This is a genomic window from Sphingomonas azotifigens NBRC 15497, from assembly GCF_002091475.1.
GTDB lineage: Bacteria > Pseudomonadota > Alphaproteobacteria > Sphingomonadales > Sphingomonadaceae > Sphingomonas > Sphingomonas azotifigens.
In genome coordinates this window covers 17181-37517 of sequence record NZ_BCTR01000057.1, presented here as the reverse complement: position 1 = coordinate 37517, position 20337 = coordinate 17181, and the positions used below count along the sequence as shown (strand labels likewise).

The following is a 20337-nucleotide window of genomic DNA, read 5'->3' as shown; positions in this document are numbered from 1 at the left end:
TTTCGTTGCATTTGCAACTCACAGCGTACGGCGCGCAATGATCGGCCAGGTGCGCGCGGTGTTCAACGACGCCGCGCGCGGCGAAACGCCGGTGCAGCGCAGTGCGAACGGTCTGTTCGGCCCCGAGTCGGTGGTGTGGCGCGTGCATGGCGACGTGACGACGATGATGGTCGGCGGCGTCACCGCGCTGCTGCTCCAGATGCTGCATCCGGCGGTGCTGGCGGGGGTGTGGGACCATTCGCAATTCCGCCACGACATGCTCGGCCGCCTGCGCCGCACCGCCCGCTTCATCGCGCAGACCAGCTATGCCGAGCGCCGCGAGGCGGAAGCAGCGATCGCGCGGGTGCGCGAGATCCATAGCCATATTCGCGGCACGCTCCCCGACGGTACATCCTATGGGGCCGACGATCCCCGGCTGCTCGCCTGGGTCCACGTCACCGAAGCGGTGAGCTTTCTAGACGCCTGGATCCGCTACGCCGAGCCGCGCATGCCGCACGCCGACCAGGATCGCTACTTCGCCGAGTTCGCAGCGGTCGCGGAAGCGCTGGGGGCCGATCCGGTGCCGCGCAGCCGCGCCGAGGCAATGGCGCTGCTGACGATGATGCGCGGCGAACTCCATTACGATGATCGTACCCGCGAGGTCGCCCGGCTGCTGCTCGAACAGCCCGCGCCGAACCTCGCCACCAAGCCCTTCCAGGCGCTGACCTTCGCCGCCGCGATCGACCTGTTGCCGGGCTGGGCCCGGCAGATGCACCGGTTTTCCACCCCGCCGCTCGCGGCACCTGCGGTCCGCCTCGGCACCCGCGGCGTGGCAGAGACGCTACGCTGGGCGTTTCGCTGATTTTCCAATGCGGAAAGTTTTCGCTTTCCGTATTGGAAAACAATGCTGTCTTTTTCCACATCGGAAAGGGAGCATCATCGTGTCCAGTATCGCCGAAGCCCAGCACGCCCTGGCGCAGATCCATGCCAGCCGCGCCCAGCTCGCCCGGGTCGCCTATTGTCCGCCCGCGCGGCACCTGGCCTTCGCGGCGCTGGAGGCGGGGCTCGTCGCTTCCCCGGCGGCCGCGCCCTATCAGCTGCTTGCCCTCGCGCCGCTCCTGCTGGGCCTGGTGCTGATCGTCCGCTGGGATCGCCGCCGGCTCGGCATGTTCGTCAGCGGCTATCGTCGCGGCCGCACCCGCCGGGTGATCGCCGCCTTCCTGCCCGTGCTGCTCGAGATGTACGGCGCCAGCGTCTATTTCGTCTTCGCGCGGCAGGTGATCTGGCCCTCGCTGCTGCTCGGCGCGGTGATGTTCGGCCTGGCTGCCTGGATGAGCGTGGTGTGGCAGCGTGTGTTCGTCCACGAACTCGAGACCGGCCTGTGAGCGCGCCTGGATTCGACGCAGTGATCCACCCGCCGACACGGCTGCAGATCATGGCGGTGCTCACCAATGTGCAGGAGGCCGAATTCGCGACGCTGCGCGACCTCACCAAGGTGAGCGACTCGGTGCTGTCGAAGCACCTCTCGGCGCTGGCCGAGCCGGGCTATGTCAAGCTGCGCAAGGCCGCCGCCCATGGTCGCCAGCGCACCTGGGCGTCGGTCACCCGCGCCGGGCGCGCCGCCTTCGCACAGCATGTCGCGGCGCTGCAGGCGCTGGCGGGGCTCGTGCCTGCCGAGACGGTCAACGCACCAGCGTGAGGCCGGGGCGGGGGCGCGGGCGGGTCATGCTGGCGAGCAACAGCGTCAGCACCGCCGCAAAGACCGGCGCCAGCCACAGCGCGTTCCAGCCCCAGCGGAACTGGCTCTCGGCGCCGATCACCACGCCGCTGACGAAGCCCAGCCACAGCGCCAGATAGCGTAGCCAGCCGAAGCGGTCGGCGTCGCCCATCAGCGCGCCGGCAAGCTTCTGCCCCATCTTGACGAGCGAACCGGTCATGTAGGTGACGCCGATCGTCACCTCGCCATCGCGATGGAACACGCCGTTCTCGGTGCCCATCGCGGCGGCAAGCAGCAGCAGCACCAGCGGCCCCGGCATCAGCGTCGCGACGATGGCGGCGAGCGTCAGCAGCAGCGTCACGACGGTCATGACGACCGGCTGGTGACGCTCGGCGCGCGCACGGCCGATGACGCTCGAGACGATCACGCCGGCGACGAAGCTCATCACCAACGATGCCGCCATCGCCGCATCGTGCAGCGAGCCGCTGCCCAGGCCGACGCCTAGGCGCGTCGAATTGCCGCTCATGAACGAGGCGAAGAAACCGCCAAGGCTGGTGAAGGCGAGCGCATCGACGAAGCCGGCGAGCGCCGCCAGGAGGATCGCAAGGGCGATCAGCGGGGACTCGGTACGTTGCATGCCCCCTCTCTGCCCCAAGCCACGGGGCTTCGCCAAGGCCTGCGTTTGACTTGGCCTGCGCGCCCGCGGCAAACGGTGGGCATGAACAGTTCGGTCGCCGCCCAGATCGGCCCCATTCTTCCCTGGCTCGACCTGTTCGGGATCGCGGTGTTCGCCGCCACCGGCGCGCTGGCCGCCACCCGGCACCGCCAGACCATCGTCACCGCCACCTTTTTTGCGCTGATCACCGGCGTCGGCGGCGGCACGGTGCGCGACCTGCTGATCGGCGCACCGGTCTTCTGGGTGCACGACGCGACCGTCGCCGCGCTATGCCTGGGCATGTCGGCGATCGTCTGGATCACGCCGCAGCGCTGGTGGAGCGATCGCAGCTTTGCCTGGCTCGATGCGCTGGGGCTCGCCGCCTATGCGGCGTTCGGCGCCGCGAAATCGCTGGGCTACGGCATCCCGCCAGTGCCGGCGGCGGTGATGGGGGTGGTCACCGCCTGCGTCGGCGGCATCATCCGCGACGTCCTGGCCGGCGAGCCCTCGATCCTGATGCGGCCCGAACTCTATGTGACGGCGGCGGCGCTCGCCGCTTCGGTCTATGTCGCGCTCAGCCTGATCGGGGTGCCGCCCTATGCGGCCGGTTTCCTCGGTGCCGCTGCCGGTTTCGCCTTGCGTGCGGCGGCGATCGTCTGGAAGCTGGGCCTTCCCGCCTATCGCGACGGCAAGTAATCGGTTCGAAACGGACCGAAACGTCCGTAACCCCCATGAGTCCAACGATAGTCGATCCCCCTCAATGGAACCTTCATTTCTTTGAAGATTACCCCCCGGACGGTAGCTCTATCTCCGATAGTCGCTGCATCCACACCATCGAAAGGGGGACTAAATGAGTCGTCGTATCTTCTGGGCCGCGAGCTGTGCGGCAGCAGCACTTTCGGCAACGCAGGCCTTTGCCGCCCCGGTTCAGCCGGGCAATTACAAGTTCACGGTCAGCGGCGCCCAGACGATTTCCTTCGTGCTGCCGGTTTCGCCGACGCCGAGCGACGTGGAGGCGGGAGACTATTTCCGCATCAACGGCGTGAGCGGAACGGTGGACAGCCTGCCTGCCGTGTTCGACCTGGGCTTCGGCAGCTCCACCTATTTCTTCAATTTCGGGTTCCTGAACTCGACTGTCGGCACGGACCTTCTCACGACGGGCAGCTCCCTCTATACCGGGACCGAAGCAGCGCCGACGTTCCTGACCGGCACCTTCGCGCTGACGCCGGGGTATAGCGTGACCATCACGAGCGGCGTGCCGGAACCAGCCTGCTGGGCGATGCTGCTCACCGGCTTCGGCCTCATGGGTGCGTTCGTGCGCCGCCGGAAGACGACGGTGCGCGTTTCCTACAGCCGCTGACGCCCGCACAAGGAAAAGCCGCCGGTCCGGGAGGATCGGCGGCTTTTCGTTTGTCCGGGCGTCGCGAGTAGTCGGCTCACTCCTTCATCGCGTCGATCAGCTTCTTCACTTCCTGGCTGCGGCCGCGCGGCAGCACCAGCACATCGGCGCCCGACACGACCACGATCAGATCCTCCACGCCGACCAGCGCGACCCGCTTGCCGGGCTCGCTCTGCACCAGGCAATTCGTCGCCTCGATCGCCACCACATCGCCGCGCACGACATTGCCCCCGGCATCGGGATTGCTGATCGCGTGCAGCGCATCCCAGCTGCCGACGTCGCTCCAGCCCATCGCCACCGATACCACCGCGACGCGCGGCGCCTTTTCCATCACCGCATAGTCGATCGAATCGGACGGGCAGGCGGCGAAGCTCTCCGCGTCGGGGAAGATGCGAGCCCCCTCGCGCCGAGCCTTGTCCATCGCATGCTGGGCAGCGACGAGCATTTCGGGAGCGTAGACGCTGAGCGCGCCAAGATACATGTCGGCGCGGAACAGGAAGATGCCGCCGTTCCAGGCATGATCCCCCGCCGCGAGCATCGCCTCGGCGCGATCGCGCGGCGGCTTCTCGACGAAACGCTCGACGCGGTGGACGCCCGGGGCGAGTTCCTCCTCGCCGATCTTGATCCAGCCATAGCCGGTCTCCGGCGAATCGGGCGTGATGCCGAAGGTGACGAGCCAGCCGTCATTGACCAGCGGCAACGCCGACTCAATCGCAGCGTGGAAGGCTTCGATATTGGCGATGACATGGTCCGACGGCATCACCAGGATCGGCTCGCTGCCGCCCCCCGCCGCCATCGCGGCAAGCGCGATGGCAGGCGCGGTGTTGCGACCGATCGGCTCCAGGATCAGCGCCCTGGCCGCGAGGTCGACCTGGGCCAGCTGCTCCTCGACGAGATCGGCGTGAAAGGCGTTGGCCACGACGATCGGCGCGGTGAAGCGCGCGCCCGAGGCGCGCCGCACCGTAAGCTGCAGCATCGTTTCCTCCGCCGTGAGCGACAGCAGCTGCTTGGGTCGTTCGGGCCGCGACATCGGCCAGAGGCGCGTACCGGAACCGCCCGAGAGAATAACGGGCGTGATCGACTTCGAATCCGGCATGCGAAGGGGCTCCCTGGTTCGGTGCAGTGAAACTAGCTGGGGGATATACGCGTCTGAAACAAGAATACGACAAAACGGTTGCGACACGCTGCAAATTTGCCGCCGCTTCGGTCGCTTGGCCGTTCGTTTACCCTTCTACGCTACACCGGGCGCGTCATGGTCCGCCTGTTCAAGCATTATGTCCCCAATACCGTGCTGCTGCTCGGGCTGCTGGACGTGATTCTGCTGGTGGCGGCAGGTGAACTGGGCTGGCAGCTCCGCGCCCACCAGATCGCCATCGATGTCGGCCCGGCGGTCGATCGGATCCCGCAGCTGGCAAGCTTCACGCTGGTGATCCAGACCGCACTGGTGGCACTCGGCGTCTATGGCGCGGAGGCGCTGCACTCGCTGCGCCAGGCGCTGGTCCGGCTGCTCGTCGCGATCGGGCTGGGGGTGCTGGGCCTCAGCGTCCTCTATTTCCTGCTGCCGCCGATCGGCTTCTGGCGCTCGAACCTGCTCTACGCCGCGGCTGCGGCCTTCGTGCTGCTGATGCTGATGCGCATCCTGCTCGGCAAGACGCTGGGCAGCCAGGCGTTCAAGCGGCGAATCGTCGTGCTCGGCGCCGGCCCGCGTGCGGCGCGACTGAAGCAGCTGTCACGCAGCGCGGGGGCGAGCTTCGCGGTCGTCGGCTATGTCGCGATGAGCGAGCCCAACCGCGTGATCCCGGAAGCGATCGCCCGCGACGCGATCTACAATCTCGCCGATCATGTCGTGCTGCTCAACGCCAGCGAAGTGGTGCTGGCGCTGGAGGAACGCCGCAACGCGCTGCCGCTCAAGGACCTGCTGCGAATCAAGACGACCGGCGTCCATGTCAACGACTTCTCGACCTTTCTCGAGCGCGAGACCGGCCGGGTCGACCTCGACAGCGTCAACCCCAGCTGGCTGATCTTCTCCGACGGCTTCTCGTCCGGCCGGATGCTCTCCGGCCTGTTCAAGCGGCTGTTCGACATCGTCGCCAGCCTGCTCCTGCTGGTGCTGGCCCTGCCGCTGGTGCTGGCGACCGCGCTGCTGATCAAGCTGGAGAGCCGCGGCCCGGCGCTCTATCGCCAGCTGCGCGTGGGGCTCTACGGCCAGCCCTTCCACGTGCTCAAGCTGCGCTCGATGCGGCAGGATGCGGAGGCGCCGGGCAAGGCCGTATGGGCGGAGAAGGACGATCCCCGCATCACCCGAATCGGCCGGATCATCCGGAAGGTCCGCATCGACGAGCTCCCGCAATGCTGGAGCGTGCTGCGCGGCGACATGAGCTTTGTCGGCCCCCGCCCCGAGCGCCCCCAATTCGTCGAGGATCTCGAGCAGGCGCTGCCCTATTATGCCGAGCGGCACATGGTGAAGCCGGGCATCACCGGCTGGGCGCAGATCAACTATCCCTATGGCGCCTCGGTCGACGATGCCCGCCAGAAGCTCGAATACGATCTGTTCTACGCCAAGAACTATTCGCCGTTCCTCGATCTGCTGATCCTGCTGCAGACCGCCCGCGTCATCCTGTTCCCCAGCGGCGCGCGCTGATGCTCGCCGGGGTGCTGAGCCTGTGGCTGCATGCGCTGGCCGCGCTGCTGTTCGCGTTGCTGCCGATCGCGGCGCTCCGCACCGGCGGCGACCGGTTGCCGCGCCGGGCGCTGGCGGTCGCGCTGGGGCTCACCGCGCTTGCCGCGCTGGCCACCGCCGGCATCGGCGCGGAGGAGATCGTGACGCGCATCGCGGAGGCGCTGCGCACCTTCGCCTGGCTGGCCTTCCTGCTGCTGCTCCACCGCCGCGCCGGCGAGCCGCGCCCGCCGCTCGCGCTCGACACCGTCTATGGGGTCGTGGCGCTGGTGACACTGGCGGCGCTGGTCCTCGAATGCATCGCCGCGGTGCAGGGCAGGCCGGCCGGCGACCAGACCGCCTCGGTGGCGCTGCTGCTCCAGATGCTGGTCGCGGTGGGTGTGCTGGTGATGGCGCAGGCGCTGCATGCGGCGCTCGCGCACACCGCCGGCAGCGGATTGCGCTGGACCGTGGCGACACTGGGCGGACTGTGGCTCACCGAATTCGCGGTGCGCACGCTTGCCCATCTGGGCGTGCCGCTGGACGGCCTGCTGCTCGTCGCCCGCGGCGCCGCGCTCGTCTGCGTCGCGGCCGCGATGGGGCTGGGGCTGCAGCGCCGCGGCGACTGGCGGGTGCGCATGTCGCGCACCGTCGCCTATCAGTCGCTGACGCTGGTCGCGGTCGGCGCCTATTTCGTGCTGCTCGCACTGGCGACGAGCGCGCTGGCGACGCTGGGCGGCACCCATGCCCGGCTGCTCCAGACTGCCTTCGTGTTCGGGGCTACCGCGGCGATCCTGACGCTCGTCTCGAACGGCGGCCTGCGCGGCTGGGTGAAGGTGAAGCTGGCCAAGCACCTGTTCCGGCACCGCTATGATTACCGCACCGAATGGCTGCGCTTTACCGAGACGCTGGGGGCCCCCGGCGTCGCCCCGCTCGACCAGCGCATCGTCCGCGCACTGGCCGATCTCACCGCCTCGCCTGCCGGGCTGCTGCTCGTCGCCGAAGACGGCGCGCTGGTGCCGGGTGCGGGCTGGCACTGGGATCGCGCGACGCTGCCGCCGACCGGCGAGATCATGCTGGCGGCGCATCTGGAAACCACCGGCCGGATCATTGAAGTCGATGCCGTGCGCGACGGCGAAGCCGATCCCGACGATGCCGAAGCGACCCCCGATTGGATGCGCGACATGCCTGCCGCCTGGGTGGTGGTCCCGCTCCTCCACCGGGGCAGCCTGGTGGGTGCGATCCTGCTCGGCCGGCCGGCGCTGGCGCGGCGGCTCGACTGGGAGGATTTCGATCTGCTCAAGGCCGCCGGGCGGCAGGTCGCCAGCTATCTCGCCGAGGCGCAGGCGCAGCAGGCTCTGGCCGAGGCGCAGCGCTTCGACGAGTTCAACCGCCGCTTCGCCTTCCTGCTGCACGACATCAAGAACCTGGTCAGCCAGCTCGCGCTCACCGCGCGCAATGCCGAGCGCCATGCCGACAATCCCGAATTCCGCGCCGACATGATCGCGACGTTGCGCGATTCCTCGGACCGGCTGAACGGGTTGCTCGCCCGGCTGGGCCAGCATCATCGCAGCCGCAGCGAGCCGCCGCGCCCCACCGCGCTGCTGCCGCTGCTCGAACGGCTGGTCGCCCGGCAGCCCGCACAGGTGGTGCTGATCGGACCCGACCCGGCCGTCGCGCTCGCCGAGCCCGCGGCGCTGGAGCAGCTACTCGTCCATCTCATCCAGAACGCGATCGAAGCGAGCCCGGCCCATGCGCCGGTGACGCTGGCGCTCGCCACCGACAAGGAAAACGCCATCATCGACGTGATCGACCGCGGCTGCGGCATGTCGCCCGGCTTCGTCCGCAACCGCCTGTTCAAGCCGTTCACCTCGTCCAAGCCCGGCGGCTTCGGGCTCGGCACCTTCGAGGCGCAGCAGCTGGCCCAAGGTATGGGCGGGCGCATCGAGGTCAGCTCGCGCGAAGGCCAGGGCACGCGCTTCCGCATCGTGCTGCGCGCCGCACCGGCGGTGGAGCAGGCGGCATGAGCGATGCCACCCCCAGACCGCTGCCCAAGCTGCTGATCGTCGAGGACGATGCCGGCCTCCAGCGCCAGCTGCGATGGGCCTATGAAGGCTATACCATCCTCGCCGCGACCACCCGCGACGAAGCGATCACATTGCTGCGCGCAGAGGAGCCGCCGGTGGTGACCCTCGACCTCGGCCTGCCGCCGGATCCGGACGGCACGAGCGAAGGATTCGCGACGCTGGAGACGATCCTGCGGCTGGCACCCGCGACCAAGGTGATCGTCGCCTCGGGGCATTTCGAGCGCGAATCGATGCGTCGCGCGATCGAACTGGGCGCCTGGGACTTCTACCAGAAGCCGATCGACATCGACGCGCTGGGGCTGATCGTCGCGCGAGCCTTCCACGTCCATGCGCTGGAGGCGGAGAACCGCCGCCTCGCGGACCGCGGCGAGGCCAAGGCGGTGCTCGGCGGCATGCTCACCGCCGCGCCGGAAATGCTCAAGGTTACCCGCACGATCGAGCGCGTCGCGGGTGCCGACGTCTCGGTGATGCTGCTGGGGGCCAGCGGCACCGGCAAGGAACTGCTCGCCCGCGGCCTGCACGAGGCAAGCCCGCGCAACACCGGCGCCTTCGTCGCGATCAATTGCGCGGCGATCCCCGAGACGCTGCTCGAATCCGAGCTGTTCGGCCATGAGAAAGGCGCCTTCACCGGTGCGGTGAAGACCACCGAGGGCAAGATCGAGCTCGCACAGGGCGGCACGCTGTTCCTCGACGAAGTCGGCGACATCCCGCTGCCGCTCCAGGTCAAGCTGCTGCGATTCCTGCAGGAGCGGGTGATCGAGCGGATCGGCGGGCGCAAGCCCATTCCGGTCGACACCCGCATCGTCTGCGCCACCCACCGCGATCTCGACGCGATGGTCGCCGAGGGGCGGTTCCGCGAGGACCTTTACTACCGCCTCGCCGAGATCGTGGTGCGCATCCCCTCGCTGGCCGAGCGGCCCGGCGACGCTGGCCTGCTCGCCCGCCACTTCCTGGCCCGCTACGCCGAGCAGATGCATGCGGGTCCCAAGACCTTTGCCGCCGATGCGCTGGCGGCGATCGATGCCTGGGGCTGGCCGGGTAATGTCCGCGAGCTGGAAAACCGCATCAAGCGCGCGGTGATCATGGCCGAGGGCAAGACGGTCCATGCCGAGGATCTCGACCTCGCGCCCGGAGATGCGGCGGCGATCAACCTGCGCGCGGTGCGCGAGGCGGCGGACCGCCAGGCGATCCGCCACGCGCTGGCGCGGAGCGACGGCAATGTCTCGGCGGCGGCACGGCTGCTCGGGATCAGCCGTCCGACGCTGTACGACCTGCTAAAGGCGTATGATCTGCAGGGGTGATCCCCTTATTCCCCCCCTCCCGCTTGCGGGAGGGGCAGGGGGAGGGTGTGTCGTGGAGGCTCTTTCTGCGACGGCTTCGCCCGCGACCCTCACACACCCTCCCCTAACCCCTCCCGCAAGCGGGAGGGGGATTTTGAGCGGCGGGAGATTGGAAGCTTACTTCTTCTTCTCGGCCTGCACCGCGGCCTGCGGGTCCTTCGACGGTGTACCTTCGGCAGGCGTCGCCTGCTGGACGTTCACCGACACGTCGGCGCCCTCGGCGGCGCTGTTGCTCTGCACCCCGGCATTGTCCGGCGCCGAGCCCGCAGCGGGCGCTGCGGGCAGCGGCAGGTTCGAGCCCTGCTTGTTGAGGTACAGGATCACATCGGCGCGCAGCTGCGGGTCCGAGATGCCGGCAAAGGTCATCTTGGTGCCCGGCGCGAACTTGCGCGGATTGGTGAGCCAGGCATCCATCTTGTCGAGGTCCCAGCTGCCGCCGACACCCTTCAGCGCGTCCGAGAAGGCGAAGCCGCCCTTGCCCTGGCCGATCGGCTCGCCCAGCGTGGCATAGAGGTTCGGACCGATGCCGTTGGCGCCGCCCTGGGTGATGGTGTGGCACGAGGCGCACTGTTTGAAGCCGCTCTCGCCCTTGGCGACATCGCCCTTGGCGAGGCGCACCGGCAGCGGCTCGGCGGTCGCGGCACCGCCTGCCGCATCTTCTACCGCCTCGACGACATAGCCGGGGCGTTCAGGCTTTTCGGAATGGAAGAACTTCGCGCTACCGATCGTAAGTGCCAAAGCGGCGACGCCACCAAACAGCGCCCAACCCGCGATCGTATTGAAGCGATCCTGCATCCATCCGCTCCCACCTGTGCTTTGGTTCATCTTTAGAGCCCTGCCGCCTCCGAAGGCAAGCGGACTTGCGGCGGAGTTCTACGGAGGCTAGCGCCGCCGGCCATGGAGAATTTTGCCGCCCCCGCCCGCCCGATCGTCGCCCGCATGCTCGCCGAGGCCGAAGCGGCCCCGGCGCGCGCGGTAGCGTTCCAGGGCGCACCCGGCGCCAATTCGCACGTCGCGGTGCGCGAGGCCTTTCCCGACGCGCTGCCGCTGCCCTGCTTCTCGTTCGAAGACGCGATCGATGCGGTGAAGGAAGGCCGCGCCGAGCGCGCGATGATCCCGATCGAGAATTCGCTTCACGGCCGCGTCGCCGACATCCACTTCCTGCTGCCCGAATCGGGCCTGTCGATTATCGGCGAGCATTTCCTCGCGATCCGCCACACGCTGATGGGCACCGGCGCCATCGAGGGCGTGCGCGAGGCGATGAGCCACCCGCAGGCGCTCGGCCAGTGCCGCCACTGGCTGAAGGCGCACGGCATCGCGCAGGTCGCCTATCCCGATACCGCCGGCGCGGCGGCAATGGTGGCGGAACTGGCCGACCCCAAGGTGGCCGCGCTCGCGCCTGCGCATGCAGCGGAGCTGTACGGCTTGCAGGTGCTGGCCAGCGACATCGCCGATGCCGCGCACAACATGACGCGCTTCGTCGTGCTGTCGCGCGACGCCCCGGGGGTCACCGGCGAAGGCCCGTTCATGACCTCGCTGATCTTCGAGGTGAAGAACATCCCCGCCGCGCTCTACAAGGCACTGGGCGGCTTCGCGACCAACGGCGTCAACATGACCAAGCTGGAGAGCTACCAGCGCGAGGCGAGCTTCTCGGCGACCGAATTCTACGCCGACATCGTCGGCAGCCCCGAGGATGCTGGCGTGCTCCGCGCGCTGGAGGAACTGGGCTTCCATTCGAAATGGGTGCGGCTGCTGGGGACGTACCCGCAGGCCCGGGCGCGGCCGTAAAACCCTCACGCACCCTCCCCCATCCCCTCCCGCAAGCGGGAGGGGGGATAAACGGCTACTCCCCCTCCGCCCAGGCCTTGAGCAGCGTGTACGCGATCGCATAGCCCGGCGGTGCGAGGAACGGCGCCTCCGGATCCCGCGCCAGTGCCTGACGCACCTGCGCGCGATCGAACCACCCTGCATGTTCCAGCTCATGCGCGTCGATCGCGATTTCCTCGTCGAGCGCCTCGCCGATGCACGCAACCATCAGCTGCGACGGGAACGGCCAAGGCTGGCTGGCGACGTAGCGCACCGCCCCGACATGCACGCCGGCTTCCTCCAGCGTCTCGCGGCGCACCGCATCCTCGATGCTCTCGCCCACCTCCAGGAACCCGGCGAGCGCCGAATAGCGGCCCGGCGGCCAGCTCGGCTGCCGGCCGAGCAGCACCCGGTCGCCGCGTTCAGCAAGCATGATCACCACCGGGTCGACGCGCGGATAATGCTCCGTCCCGCAATTGGGGCAGAGCCGACCCCAGCCGGCGCGGAAGATGTCGCTGGGCGTGCCGCAGCGCGCACAGAAGCCGTGGCGTGCATGCCAGTCGATTAGGCTGCGCGCCGCAGCATAGTTGGCGGCATCCTCCGGCCGGAAGGCGTCGAGGATCGCCGAGAGCTCGGGCGGCCGCCCGGGCGGCAGCGGGGTGCCCGGCGCCAGCGTCTGCACGAAGCGCGGTTCGCCGTCGATAAAGCCGAGAAACAGCAGCGGCTGGGTCGCGGCATCGAGCCCCGTCCAGACCAGCCGCCCGTCGCCATCGAGCTGCGGCACCAGCCCGTCCAGCACCAGCAGCCGCGCGCGCGGATCGGCGAGGGCCGCCGCCAGCAGATCGGGCTCGTGGCGGACGCGGTCGTCGCGGTCGAGCGTGCCGCCGGTGAAGCCGGGGGCGATCACTTGTTCAGATCGGCGTAGACGGCGGCGCGCACCGGCACCTTGAGGCCGAGTTCGGCGAGCAGGATGTTGACCATCATCGTCGCGCGCACTTGGTTCTTCGGGTCGACCCAGGAAAAGGTGCCCGCCGCGCCCGACCAGCCGAACGTGCCCTTGCCAGCGCCGTTCGGCTGGTCGGCGAGGAATACCGAGCCGCCGGCGCCAAAGCCCATCGGCACGCCGGTATCGCGCGCCATCACCGCCAGCATCGTCTTGTCGACGCCCGGCGGCAGCAGGTCGGACATGGCGAGCGCCACCGTCTCGGGCTTCAGGATCCGCACGCCGTCCAGCTCGCCGCCATTCTGCAGCATGTGGAGGAAGCGATCATAGTCGCGCGCCGACATGGCAAGGCCGGCACCGCCATAGGGGAAGCTCGGCTTCTTGAGGTACACCGAGGTCGCGCCGGGATCGATCGGGAAGCGGTTGGTGCCCGTGGTCGCATATTCGGTGGCGAGCCGCCCCGCCTCGCCGGCCGGTACCGTCCAGTAGCTCGACGTCATCTTGAGTGGCTGGAGGATACGCGTGTTGACGAACGTGTCGAACGGCATGCCGCTCGCGACCTCGATCACCCGGCCGAGCACGTCGAGCCCGATCGAATAGCTGAACTTGGCGCCCGGCTCGGCGATGAGCGGCAGCGTCGCGGTGCGGTTAGCGAACTCTTCCAGCGTGGCCGGGCGTACCGGCCGCGCGGTTGCCTCGAACGAGTCGCTCACCTGCGCCGGGTTGATGCCCAGGCGGTTATATTCGTTGAGCAGCGGCCCCTTGGTGATGATGTTGTAGCCGAGTCCCGCGGTGTGGGTGAGCAGGTTGCGCACCGTGATCGGCCTGGTCGCCGGGCGGCTGGTCAGGTCCTTGTTGGGATCGATCAGCACCTTCATGTCCTTGAACGCCGGGATGAAGTCGCTGATCGGCTGGTCGAGCTTGAGCTTGCCTTCCTCGATCAGGATCATCGCGGCCATGCCGGTGATCGGCTTGGTCATGGAATAGACCCGCCAAAGCGTGTCGACATTCACCTTGGGCGCGGTGGCTTCATACGCCATGCGGCCTTCGGTCACCACCGTCATCGGCGCCTGGCCCTTGGCGTAGGTGACGACGATGCCGGGCACCTTGCCCGAAGCGACCGTCTCGCGGGCGAAGGTCTGGACCTGGCTGGGCGCAGTTTGGGCCTGCACCATGGGCGCCTGCAGCAGCGCCATTGCCCCGATCAGTCCGAACACTCGCTTGGCCGTCATCGCAGTCTCCGTATCGCTTTGGCCGCCTTGGCGAAAACGGTGGGCAGTCCGGCCGACTCGATGTCGGCGATCGGCCACCATTCGCCGGGGGGTGCGCTTGCATGGCGGGGGATTGTTGCAGTCGCAAGCGCCACGTCGAGGTCGAAATGGGTGAAGCCGTGGCGGACGGTTTCGTTCAACATCCGCCAGTCCGTCGTGGCGGGCGCCCCGACGATGCCGGGCGGCGACTCCGCCCAAGGGCCGGTGGGCAGCGCGCGCATGCCGCCGAGCAGCCCCTTGTCCGGGCGGCGGACCAGCAGCACCGCGTCGTCGCGCTCCAGCCAGAACATCGTGCCGTGGCGCTGCGGCTTGGGCGCCTTCTTGGCTTTCACCGGATAGGTCTCGGGATCGCCTTGCGCCCGCGCCGTGCAGCCAAAGGCGATCGGGCAGAGCAGGCATTTCGGCGCGCGCACTGTGCAGATGCCGCTGCCGAGGTCCATCATTGCCTGGGCGAAGTCGCCGGCGCGGGCATCGGGGGTGATCGTGTCGGTCAGCCGCCGGATCGAGGGCCGCGCCCCCGGCAAGGGGTCCGCGAGCGCGAACAGCCGCGTCACCACCCGCTCGACATTGGCATCGACCACCACCGCCCGCCGCCCGAAGGCGATCGCGGCGATGGCGGCGGCGGTATAGTCGCCAATGCCGGGAAGCGCGCGCAGCCCCGCCTCGGTGTCGGGCAGCGCGCCCAGGCGCGCGACCTCGCGGGCGCAGGCGAGCATGTTGCGGGCGCGGGCATAATAGCCGAGCCCCGCCCAGGCAGCCATCACGTCGGCGTCTTCCGCCGCCGCCATCGCCTCGAAACTGGGCCAGCGCGACGTGAATTTCTCGAAATAGGGGATCACCGTGGCGACCTGCGTCTGTTGCAGCATCACCTCGGAAAGCCATACCCGGTACGGGTCCGCCGCGTCGGCGCCGGGCGGCGCGCGCCAGGGCAGGCGGCGGGCGTTTGCGTCGTACCAGGCGAGGAGCGCGGGGGCGATTGATTCAGGAGCGTTGTCGGGCACGCCCCGCCTATGGCATGGGAGAGCCGCAATGACGAAGCCCCCCCGTGCCACCACCCGCCAGCCGCGCCCCGAGCCGCAGCGCTCGAACCGCGTCCGTGCGGTGTCCGAGCTGCTGCCGGACGTGGGCGGCGCCGCCTTCCGCAAGTTCGGCTTCGTCCAGCATTCGGTGGTCAGCCGCTGGGCCGAGATCGTCGGCGAGCGCTATGCCCGCGTCTCCGCGCCCGAATCGATTCGCTTCCCGCGCGGCAAGCGCGAGGAGGGCGTGCTGGCGCTCACCGTCTCGGGGGCCTTCGCGCCGATGATGCAGCATATCGCGCCCGAGATCATCGAGCGGGTGAACCGCTTCTTCGGCTATCCCGCCGTCGCCAAGCTGGCGATCCGCCACGGCGACCTCCGCCCCGCCGCCGCCAAGCCCGCGCCGCCGCCCAGCCTCAAGCCGATCCCCGAGGCGATGGGCCAGAGCCTGCGGGGAATCGCCGATCCGGAGCTGCGCGCGGTGCTCGAATCGCTTGCCGCGGGCGTCGCGGCGCAGGACGAAACGCCGGTATTCGGCCGGATCGATTGAGATGATGCAGCGACTCCTCACCCTGATGCTGGCGCTCGTGCCGCTGTTCGCGCTCGGTGCCGCCCCCGCCCCGCAGCCCAATTGGCTGACCACCGTCGTCGCCACGCCCGAGGGCGGCTATCGGCAGGGCAATCCCAATGCGCCGGTCAAGCTGATCGAATATGGCTCGCGCACCTGCCCGACCTGCTACCAGTTCGCCGAGAACGGGGTGAAGCCGCTGCGCGACCAGTATGTCGCGACCGGCAAGGTCAGCTACGAATATCGCGACTATCTGGTGCACGGCGCACCCGATCTCGCGCTGGCGCTGCTCAACCAGTGCGTCGGCACCCAGCGCTTCTTCCCGGTGCTCGATGCGATCTACGCCAACCAGCCCAAGTTCGAGGAGCGGCTGATCGCGCTGAGCAAGACGCCCGCCACGCTGGAGGCCTGGCAGAAGCTGCCGCCGCCGCAGATGGCGACGCGCTTCGCCGAGGGCATGGGCATGCTCGCCTACCTCAAGACACAGGGCCTGCCCGAGGCGAAGGCGCGCCAGTGCCTCGCCGATCCCCAGGCGATCGCGCGCATCGCCAAGACGCAGGCCGACGGCGCCAACCTCTACAAGGTGGACGGCACGCCGAGCTTCTTCGTCAACGGCCGGCGGGTGCGCGCCTTCACCTGGCCCTATCTCGAGCCCGAACTGCGCGCCGCCGGCGCCTGACCCTTTCTGAACCCGGAGACTTCCATGCGTTTCGCCCTCGCGCTTCTTCCCATCCTGGCGCTCGCCGCCTGCAACGGCGGCAACAAGACCGGCGGCACCGGCAGCAACAGCAGCGCGCCGGTCCAGTCGGCCACCCCGGTTGCGGGCGTGGCCGCTCCCGCCGGCAAGCAGTGGACCGACGTGGTCGAGAAGACCAAGGACAACGGCTTCCGCCAGGGCAACCCGAACGCGCCGATCAAGCTGGTCGAATATGGCTCGCGCATGTGCCCGTTCTGCGCCCAGTTCGGCACCACCGGCGTCGAGCCGCTGCGCGAGAAATACGTCAAGACCGGCAAGGTCAGCTATGAATATCGCGACTTCCTGATCCACGGCGCGCCAGACCTCGCGCTCGCGCTGCTCAACCAGTGCGTGCCCTCCGACGCCTTCTTCCCGACCCTGGACCAGATCTATGCCGGCCAGGAGGAGTTCGAGAAGAAGATCATGGCGCTCCAGCAGACCAACCCGCAGGTGCTCGACCAGATCCAGCAGATGCCGCCGCCCCAGGCCGCGGCGGGCTTCGCCCAGGCGCTGGGCATGGTCGACTTCATGAAGCAGCGCGGCCTGCCCGAGGCGCAGGCCAAGGCCTGCCTCGCCGACCAGAAGCAGATCGAGACGATCGCCAAGGTCAACGCCGACGGCGCCAACGTCTATGGCGTGAACTCGACGCCGACCTTCTTCATCAACGGCCAGAAGACCGATGTGAACACCTGGGCCGATCTGGAGCCGCTGCTCCAGAAGGCCGGCGCACGCTGATCGACCACCGATGCAGATAAAACGGCTGCGGCTGACGGGCTTCAAGAGCTTCGTCGACCCGGCCGATCTGCGGATCGAACCGGGGCTGACGGGAATCGTCGGCCCCAATGGCTGCGGCAAGTCCAACCTGCTCGAAGCGTTGCGCTGGGTGATGGGCGAAACCAGCGCCAAGTCGATGCGTGGGGCCGGCATGGAAGACGTGATCTTCGCCGGCACCGCCACCCGCCCGCAGCGCGACTTCGCCGAAGTGGCGGTGGTCGCCGACCTGCCCGAGCAGCAGGACGAGCTGGAAATCATCCGCCGCATCGAGCGCGGCGCGGGTTCCGCCTATCGCATCAACGGCCGCGACGTGCGCGCCAAGGACGTGGCGCTCGCCTTTGCCGATGCGGCGACGGGCGCGCATTCGCCGGCCTTGGTCAGCCAGGGGCGGATTGGCGCGATCATCGCCGCCAAGCCGGGCGAGCGCCGCGCGATGCTGGAGGAAGCGGCGGGAATCGCCGGGCTGCACGTGCGCCGCCGCGATGCCGAGCAGAAGCTGCGCGCGACCGAGACCAACCTCACAAGGCTGGACGAGCTGATCGGCGAGCAGGAGCAGCGCGCCGCCGCGCTCAAGCGCCAGGCGCGGCAGGCGGAGCGCTACCGCGAGCTCTCCGACCGCATCCGCGTCGCCGAGGCGCGGATGATCTTCGCCCGCTGGCGCGACGCGGCGATGGCCGCCGATGTCGCCCGCAAGGAAGCGACCGAGGCAGAGTCGCTGGTCGCAGAGCGGACCACTGCCCAGGCCGAAGCAGAAGCGGCGCAACTGGCAGCCGCCGAGGCGGTCGGCACGCTCCGCGCCGAGGCGCTCCGGCTACGCGACGCCGCCAGCGACGCGCAGCATCGGCTGCAAACGCTCCGCAGCGCGCGCCATGGCGTCGAGCGCCGCATCGCCGAACTGGCCGAGGCGAGCCGGCGGCTGGAGGGCGATCGCGCCCGCGAGGCCGCGCTCGCCCGCGATGCGGCGCAGGCGATCGAACGGCTCACCGCCGAACAGGCGACGCTGGAGGCGCGGATCGCCGAGACCGCCGCGCGGCTGCCGTTGCTCGACTCTGCCCTTGCGGAGGCCGAGCGCGCCGCCCGCGACGCCGACGTCGCGCTGTCGCAGGCGCTGGCGCAGCAGGCGAGCGAGGCCGCCGAGGTCCGCGTCGCCGATGCCGCACGCTCTGCCGCGCGCGGCCGGGTCGAGCGCAGCCAGCGCGATCAGGCGCGGATCGAGGCCGAGGCACGGGCACTGGGCGATGCAACGCCGCTGCTCGCCGAACGGCAACGCGCAAGCGAATCGCGCACCGAGGCGCAGCGCCAGGCCGAAGCGGCGCGTGCGGCGCTCGCCCGCGCGGATGCCGAGGAGCGCGCAGCGATCGAAGCGCGCAACGGCGCGCAAGGAGCGCGGGCCACCGCGCATGCCGAGCTCGCCCAGATCGACAGCGAAGCAGCCGCGCTTGCCAAGGCGACCAAGCCTTCGGGCAAGGACCGGCTGCTCGATCGGGTGACCGTCACGGCCGGCTATGAGCGCGCGCTGGCGGCGGCGCTGGGCGACGATCTCGATGCCGGGCTGGACGCGAGCGCCGAGCGTCATTGGGCCGGCGCCGACGCGCTGCCATCCGACCCCGCGCCGCCCACGGGCGCGACCCGGCTGGTCGCGCACGTCACCGCCCCGCCCCAACTTGCCCGACGGCTGGCGCAGGTGCTGGTGTGCGAGACCGATGCTGGCCAGCCGCTCGCGGTCGGCCAGCGGCTGGTGACGCTGCAGGGCATGCTGCGCCGCTGGGACGGCTATCGCGCCCGCTCGGGCGGCGCCGCGGCGGCCGAGCGCCTGGAGCGGGTCAACCGGCTCGCCGCGCTGGAACAGGCACGGCCCGCGGCACAGGCAGCCCTGGAAGCGGCGGCGGCCGAGCTGAGCCGGATCGAGGCGAGCATCGCCGAGGCGCGCCGCAGCGCTGCCGAGAACCGCAAGCGGCTCGACCAGGCCGAGCTCGCCGCGCGCGAGGCAACCCGCGCCGAGGATCGCGCCGCCAACCAGCTCGAACGGCTGGAGGCGCAGCGCGCCGATCTCGACACGCGCCGCGCCCGCATCGCCGCCGAAGCCGAGGAAGCGGGCGGCGAACTGGCCCGCGCCGAAGCCGCCAAGGCGGCGCTGCCCGATGGTGCCGAAACCCGTGCCATGGTGGCGACGCTGTCGCGCGCCGCGGAGCAGGCACGCGCCGCGGTGGCGACCGCCCGTGCCGAGCGCGCCACGCTCGACCGCGATCTCGCCCAAGCCCGCGAGCGGCGCGCGGCCGCCGAGGCCGAAGTGAAGAGCTGGTCCGCCCGCGCCGTCGACGCCAGCCGCCGCGCCGCCGAGATGAACGAGCGCGCCGCCACCTTGGCGCAGGAGCGTGAGGCGATTGCCGCCCGGCCCGCGCAGATCGCCGCCCAGCTCGCCGACGCCGAGGCCAGCAACGAGGCAATGAAGCGCGACTCGGCCGCCGCCCAAGCCGCCGAACGCGAGGCAGAGACCGCGCTGCGCACCGCCGAGGCGGCGCTGCGCAAAGCCAGCGACGTCCTTTCCGAAGCCCGTGAGCGCCGGGCGGGTGCCGCGGCCCGGGCCGAAAACCAGGATCTGCGCCGGGTGGAAATGGGCCGCGTCTCGGGCGAGCGCTTCGAATGCCCGCCGCCGCTGCTGCCGGTGCGGCTGCACTTCGAACCTGCCAGCGTCCGCGATCCCCAGGCCGAGTCCGCCGCGCACGAAAAGCTCAGCACCGAACGCGAGCGGCTGGGGCCGGTCAACCTGGTCGCCGAGACCGAACTTGCCGAGCTGGAGGCCGCGTTCGGCACCAACGCCAAGGAGCGCGACGAACTGCTCCAGGCGGTCAACCGGCTGCGCGGCTCGATCGGCACGCTCAACCGCGAGGGGCGGCAGCGGCTGCTCGCCGCATTCGAGGCGGTCGACCAGCATTTCCGCCGGCTGTTCACCACGCTGTTCAACGGCGGCCAGGCGCATCTGGCCCTCATCGATTCGGACGATCCGCTGGAGGCGGGGCTGGAGATCATGGCCCAGCCGCCGGGCAAGAAGCTGCAGTCGCTCACCCTGCTATCAGGCGGCGAGCAGGCGCTGACCGCGGTCGCGCTGATCTTCGCGCTGTTCCTCACCAAGCCCTCGCCGATCTGCGTGCTCGACGAAGTCGACGCGCCGCTCGACGACGCCAATGTGGACCGCTTCTGTGATCTGCTGGAGGCGATGACCCGCGAAACCGCGACCCGCTACCTGATCGTCACCCATAATGCCGCGACCATGGCGCGGATGCACCGGCTGTTCGGGGTGACGATGGTCGAGCGGGGGGTCAGCCGGCTGGTGTCGGTAGATCTGGGCGGCGCGACAAGCTTGTTGGCGGCGGAGTAGCGGGAGGCCCA

The 20337-nt window shown here is 69.7% G+C and carries 19 protein-coding genes; 13 read left to right on the top strand and 6 right to left on the bottom strand.

What is annotated here, in order from left to right:
• Positions 1–37 precede the first annotated feature (37 nt).
• From SAZ01S_RS17855 to SAZ01S_RS17845, 3 genes are all read left to right on the top strand, one after another.
• A complete protein-coding gene (locus SAZ01S_RS17855) occupies positions 38–841 on the top strand; it encodes an oxygenase MpaB family protein (RefSeq protein WP_245824985.1) in 804 nt (267 codons plus the stop codon).
• Positions 842–920: 79 nt separating this feature from the next.
• Positions 921–1364 carry a hypothetical protein gene (locus SAZ01S_RS17850; protein WP_084583632.1) on the top strand — a complete coding sequence of 148 codons (444 nt, stop codon included), beginning with the start codon at positions 921–923 and terminating at the stop codon, positions 1362–1364.
• Complete coding sequence (locus tag SAZ01S_RS17845) at positions 1361–1678, top strand: transcriptional regulator (RefSeq protein ID WP_084583631.1); 318 nt, start codon at positions 1361–1363, stop codon at positions 1676–1678. Before SAZ01S_RS17850 ends, SAZ01S_RS17845 begins: the two co-directional genes overlap by 4 nt.
• On the opposite strand, the gene SAZ01S_RS17840 is transcribed toward SAZ01S_RS17845, so the two are convergent.
• Positions 1662–2333 (bottom strand): YoaK family protein, encoded by a 672-nt coding sequence (locus SAZ01S_RS17840; protein ID WP_084583630.1) that lies wholly within the window; start codon positions 2331–2333, stop codon positions 1662–1664. The genes SAZ01S_RS17845 and SAZ01S_RS17840 overlap by 17 nt on opposite strands.
• Positions 2334–2414: 81 nt before the next feature.
• Here SAZ01S_RS17840 and SAZ01S_RS17835 point away from each other — a divergent pair, with 81 nt between their 5' ends.
• Complete coding sequence (locus SAZ01S_RS17835; protein WP_084583629.1) at positions 2415–3047, top strand: trimeric intracellular cation channel family protein; 633 nt, start codon at positions 2415–2417, stop codon at positions 3045–3047.
• 154 nt (positions 3048–3201) lie between these two features.
• Positions 3202–3711 carry a PEPxxWA-CTERM sorting domain-containing protein gene (locus SAZ01S_RS17830; RefSeq protein ID WP_084583628.1) on the top strand — a complete coding sequence of 170 codons (510 nt, stop codon included), beginning with the start codon at positions 3202–3204 and terminating at the stop codon, positions 3709–3711.
• A gap of 76 nt (positions 3712–3787) precedes the next feature.
• Here the strand turns inward: SAZ01S_RS17830 and SAZ01S_RS17825 are convergent, their stop codons facing one another.
• Positions 3788–4846 (bottom strand): mannose-1-phosphate guanylyltransferase/mannose-6-phosphate isomerase, encoded by a 1059-nt coding sequence (locus SAZ01S_RS17825; protein ID WP_174596148.1) that lies wholly within the window; start codon positions 4844–4846, stop codon positions 3788–3790.
• A gap of 156 nt (positions 4847–5002) precedes the next feature.
• Here SAZ01S_RS17825 and SAZ01S_RS17820 point away from each other — a divergent pair, with 156 nt between their 5' ends.
• From SAZ01S_RS17820 to prsR, 3 genes are read left to right on the top strand one after another with little or no spacing between them, the layout of a single operon-like run.
• The gene (locus SAZ01S_RS17820) at positions 5003–6391 is read left to right on the top strand and encodes a TIGR03013 family XrtA/PEP-CTERM system glycosyltransferase (protein WP_084583627.1); all 1389 of its coding nucleotides are present in this window, start codon (positions 5003–5005) and stop codon (positions 6389–6391) included.
• Positions 6391–8433 carry an XrtA/PEP-CTERM system histidine kinase PrsK gene (gene prsK, locus SAZ01S_RS17815; RefSeq protein ID WP_084583626.1) on the top strand — a complete coding sequence of 681 codons (2043 nt, stop codon included), beginning with the start codon at positions 6391–6393 and terminating at the stop codon, positions 8431–8433. Before SAZ01S_RS17820 ends, prsK begins: the two co-directional genes overlap by 1 nt.
• Positions 8430–9794 (top strand): PEP-CTERM-box response regulator transcription factor, encoded by a 1365-nt coding sequence (prsR, locus tag SAZ01S_RS17810; protein ID WP_084583625.1) that lies wholly within the window; start codon positions 8430–8432, stop codon positions 9792–9794. The genes prsK and prsR overlap by 4 nt, the downstream gene beginning before the upstream one ends.
• Before the next feature lie 156 nt (positions 9795–9950).
• On the opposite strand, the gene SAZ01S_RS17805 is transcribed toward prsR, so the two are convergent.
• Entirely contained in the window at positions 9951–10628 is a 678-nt protein-coding gene (locus SAZ01S_RS17805) for a c-type cytochrome (protein WP_084583624.1), read from the bottom strand.
• Between the two features lie 102 nt (positions 10629–10730).
• Here SAZ01S_RS17805 and SAZ01S_RS17800 point away from each other — a divergent pair, with 102 nt between their 5' ends.
• Entirely contained in the window at positions 10731–11621 is an 891-nt protein-coding gene (locus SAZ01S_RS17800; protein WP_084583623.1) for a prephenate dehydratase, read from the top strand.
• Between the two features lie 55 nt (positions 11622–11676).
• On the opposite strand, the gene nudC is transcribed toward SAZ01S_RS17800, so the two are convergent.
• From nudC to SAZ01S_RS17785, 3 genes are read right to left on the bottom strand one after another with little or no spacing between them, the layout of a single operon-like run.
• Complete coding sequence (gene nudC / locus SAZ01S_RS17795) at positions 11677–12546, bottom strand: NAD(+) diphosphatase (protein ID WP_084583622.1); 870 nt, start codon at positions 12544–12546, stop codon at positions 11677–11679.
• Positions 12543–13814, bottom strand: coding sequence for a serine hydrolase domain-containing protein (locus SAZ01S_RS17790; protein ID WP_084583621.1), 1272 nt, complete (start codon positions 13812–13814; stop codon positions 12543–12545). Before SAZ01S_RS17790 ends, nudC begins: the two co-directional genes overlap by 4 nt.
• A complete protein-coding gene (locus SAZ01S_RS17785; RefSeq protein WP_084583620.1) occupies positions 13811–14854 on the bottom strand; it encodes an A/G-specific adenine glycosylase in 1044 nt (347 codons plus the stop codon). Before SAZ01S_RS17785 ends, SAZ01S_RS17790 begins: the two co-directional genes overlap by 4 nt.
• 28 nt (positions 14855–14882) lie before the next feature.
• Here SAZ01S_RS17785 and SAZ01S_RS17780 point away from each other — a divergent pair, with 28 nt between their 5' ends.
• From SAZ01S_RS17780 to smc, 4 genes are read left to right on the top strand one after another with little or no spacing between them, the layout of a single operon-like run.
• Positions 14883–15419, top strand: a complete 537-nt coding sequence (locus tag SAZ01S_RS17780) for a DUF721 domain-containing protein (protein WP_084583619.1) — start codon at positions 14883–14885, stop codon at positions 15417–15419.
• Between the two features lies 1 nt (position 15420).
• Entirely contained in the window at positions 15421–16116 is a 696-nt protein-coding gene (locus SAZ01S_RS17775; protein WP_084583618.1) for a DsbA family protein, read from the top strand.
• A 24-nt stretch (positions 16117–16140) separates the two neighbouring features.
• Positions 16141–16908 carry a thioredoxin domain-containing protein gene (locus SAZ01S_RS17770; RefSeq protein WP_084583617.1) on the top strand — a complete coding sequence of 256 codons (768 nt, stop codon included), beginning with the start codon at positions 16141–16143 and terminating at the stop codon, positions 16906–16908.
• A gap of 10 nt (positions 16909–16918) precedes the next feature.
• A complete protein-coding gene (gene smc, locus SAZ01S_RS17765) occupies positions 16919–20326 on the top strand; it encodes a chromosome segregation protein SMC (protein WP_084583616.1) in 3408 nt (1135 codons plus the stop codon).
• Positions 20327–20337: the final 11 nt, after the last annotated feature.